Genomic DNA, 3,317 nt, shown 5'->3' with positions numbered 1-3,317 from the left:
ACGGACCGCGCCGGCGGTCGGAGGCGAGGACCGACCCGGACTCAGTTCTCGTCGCCGTCGCGGGGCGGCCGGTCCATCTCCACCCGCGACCCCGCATCCGTCCACGCCGCGTCGTGGCCCTCGGCCACCTCTGCGCGGAGCGACCCGCTGGTGTCGTCGAACACGTGGTGGGTGTGCGGGTACGCCGCCTCCACGTCCGGTTCGTCGTCGAGGAGTTCGTACAGGTTCGTCTGGACGCGCGAGCGAACGGCGAGCAGTTTGTACGGCTTCTTCGCCCAGAAGCGGAGGGTGACGAGGATGCCGCTGTCGGCGTACTCCTCGAGGTAGGCGGTGGGCTTCGCCGGGTAGCGCGCGCTCCCGATGCGGATGTCCGGGCCGCCCTCGATGACCATCTCGGTGTCGCTGGCGGCGCGTTCGAGCAGTTCCCGCGTCTTCGGTATGTCGGACTCGTACGTGGCGAGGAAGCCGATTCGGAGGCGGATGCGCTCGTCCTCGGCGGAGTAGTTCGTCACCAGTCGGTCGCGGATGGTGTCGTTGGGGATGACGAGGAAGGTGTTGTCGAGCGTGAACATCTTCGTGTAGCGGATGGTTATCTCGTCGACGAACCCCTTCCGTCCGTTGTCGAGTTCGATCATGTCGCCGACTTCGTACGGTTGGTCGGCGAGGATGAACAGGCCGTTGATGGTGCTCCCGACGAGGGGCGCGAGGACGATACCGACCACGGCGGAGAACACCCCGACGGAGATGGCGACGTCGCCGAATCGGAGGCCGGCGACGGCGGCGGCGACGCCCAGCGAGAGGATGAAGATGCTGAGGCGCACGAGTCGGAGCATCACCTGCGCGACGCTCTGTCGGCGGAAGCGACGGGCGATGGGTCGCCCGACGACGCGGACGACGTACCCCGAGAGGACGTAGCCGAGGGCGACGACGAGGGCGGCCGCGACGTAGTTCGCGCCCGGGAAGAACAGGAAGTCCGGGAGGAGTTCGCGGACGGCCTGTTCTCCCTCGGTGGGCGTCGGAACCGGGGTCGGCGGACCGGCACCGCTCCCGCCCGCGCCCGCAGTCGCCGTCCCGCCGGCGTCGCCCACCGTCGTCCCCGTTTCAGACGCCGGTGTCGCCCCCGGTTCGGACGCCGACGCCGTCTGTGGGCCGGACGCCGGTTCCGTCCCTGTCCCCGTCTGCATACGCCCGACCACGGCGGGGCCGTTGAAAAAGGGTCGCAACTCTCCCCGCTCGCGTCGGACGAGGGCGGGGTGAACGGATAAGTCGCCGCCGGACGTTGCTCTCCACATGTTCGATAACCGCACACAGACGCCGGACTCACCATCACCACCGACGGTACGCCCGGGGAGACGCTCCTCGCGGGGTTCTCGTCGTTCGGCCTCGCCGGCCTCACCGCCGTCGACTTCGTCGTGGACCAACTCGAACTCGAGCAGACGGGCCACCTCTCCGTCGAGGGACTGCCGGCCATCACGCCGTTTCAGGACGGCCGGCCGCGACACCACACGCGCCTGTTCTCGCGCGACGACCTCGACGTGACTGTTCTCGTCGGGGAACTGTTCGTCCCGGCGGTGGCGGGCGGCGCGTTCGCCGACGCCGTCCTGGAGTGGACCGCGCGCAACGACGTCGGCGAGATAGCCGTCCTCTCGGGCGTCCCGATTCCGCACGCCCCGGACGAACACCTGACGTACTACGTCGCCACCGACGACTACCGGGAGCGCAGACTGACCGACGCGGAGATTCCGCCGATGGGCCGGGGCTTCTTCGACGGGACCAACGCGCCCTCGTCGAACGCGGCATCGACTCCTCGCTCGGCGTCTGCGTCTACGTCACGCCGGTCCACGCGCAGGTGCCCGACGTGGACGCGGCCGTCCGTCTGGTCGAGACGGCCGAACGCGTCTACGGACTGGGCGTCGACGCCGACCCGTTGGAGGCGTTCGCCGCCGAGGTGCGCCAACACTACGCGGAACTCGCCGAACGACTGCAGGAACGCGAGGCCGAGATGCCCGAAGACCGGATGTACATGTGAGCGCCGGGCGGCGCCGAGAGGCGCCGACGCCGCCGGTCTGTGCGGGCGGCCCGTGAGGCTCGGTCGACTCGGCGGGACGTTCCGCCGTCAGCCACGTTCGTCCGTGATATACCATCGCTTTCTGAAAACCGGTGCTACTCGGAGTATAGTAAACACCAAGGGGTTCGGGTTCGACCGGGGAGGTATGGCAGACGAACTCCGGACGACGATGGAGACTGTCGGGGACCGGTTCAACCTCGGCGAGTACGAGATAGACGCGTACCTCGCGGTCCTCGAACACGGCGAACTCACCGCCTCGGAGATAGCCGACCGGACGGACATCCCGCAACCGCGGGTGTACGACACCGTCCGGAGTCTCTCGGACCGTGGCCTCGTCGAACTCCGGGAGTCGCGACCGATGAAGATCGTCGCCGTGGACCCCGACGACGCGTTCGCGAACGTGCAGACGTCGCTGGAGGAACTCATCTCGGAGTTGGAAGCGCGCTACACGGCCCCCGCCCGCGACACCGAGGCCGTCTCCCTCGTCAAGTCCCGGTCGACCATCCTGCGCTACATCGAGGAGATAATCGCGGACGCCGAGTACGAACTCGTCCTCTCGGTGCGCCGGACCTCCTCCGTCGCTTCCGCGAGACCTGGCGGCGGCCATCGACGACGGGGTGAGCGTCGACCTCCTCGTGACGCCGGCCTCGCGCGCCCCGGACCCGGTGGAGTTCGACTACCTCGAAGTCGCCACGCGGGCGCGCGGTCGCCGCGGCATCACGACCCCCGTCCTCGCCGTCGCGACGGCGAGTACTCCGTCTACGCCACGCAGGACGCCCTCCGCGACGACAGAGACCGCTACGGCGTCATCTTCAACCGCTCGGCGCTCGGGTTCCTCGTCAGCGGTTTCTTCGGGACCGTCCTCTGGACGACGGCCGAGACGCTGGCGGCCAACGGGAAGCGCCGGCCGTTCCCCCCGCCGCTACGCCTCCATCCGCCGCGCCGTGAAGGACATGCGCGAACTCGACGGCGAGTTCTACGCCTCCGTCTCCGGTCGGCACGTCGAGTCCGGCGACCCCATCGTCGTCGAGGGGCGCGTCGTCACGACGACGTTCGAGGAGTCCGAAGAGGTCGCCTCCTTCGAGATGGAGACCGAAGAGAGCGTCCTCGAAGTCGGGGGTCTCGTCTCGGCCCTCGAAGACGTGGAGGCACAGGAGATAATCCTCGGTCGCGACGAAGTGCCGGACCGAACGCGGTTCGTCTGAGTTCGTCCGCTATCCGACCGTCGGTTCTCGCGACCGGCGCTATT

General features: G+C 68.7%; 1 protein-coding gene and 2 pseudogenes. 2 read left to right on the top strand and 1 reads right to left on the bottom strand.

The genetic code is table 11. The features are described from left to right. Nucleotides 1-41: 41 nt before the first annotated feature. Entirely contained in the window at nt 42-1,184 is a 1,143-nt protein-coding gene (locus tag GJ632_RS20460) for a mechanosensitive ion channel family protein (RefSeq protein ID WP_191453885.1), read from the bottom strand. Nucleotides 1,185-1,325: 141 nt separating this feature from the next. Here GJ632_RS20460 and GJ632_RS20455 point away from each other — a divergent pair. Both GJ632_RS20455 and trmB read left to right on the top strand, forming a co-directional pair. After that, a pseudogene (locus GJ632_RS20455) lies at nt 1,326-2,029 on the top strand (proteasome assembly chaperone family protein). A 184-nt stretch (nt 2,030-2,213) separates the two neighbouring features. After that, nucleotides 2,214-3,273 (top strand): annotated as a pseudogene (gene trmB / locus GJ632_RS20450) (HTH-type sugar sensing transcriptional regulator TrmB). The last annotated feature ends 44 nt before the right edge of the window (nt 3,274-3,317 follow it).

It is taken from the genome of Halogeometricum sp. CBA1124 (assembly GCF_009741955.1).
GTDB classification, from domain to species: domain Archaea; phylum Halobacteriota; class Halobacteria; order Halobacteriales; family Haloferacaceae; genus Halogeometricum; species Halogeometricum rufum.
The sequence above is the reverse complement of the archived record's forward strand: the minus strand, read 5'-3'. Positions and strand labels throughout refer to the sequence as shown.

Coding starts and splice junctions, on each gene's coding strand:
- GJ632_RS20460 (WP_191453885.1), bottom strand. CDS start 1,184: ATGCAGACGGGGACAGGGACGGAACCGGCGTCCGGCCCACAGACGGCG.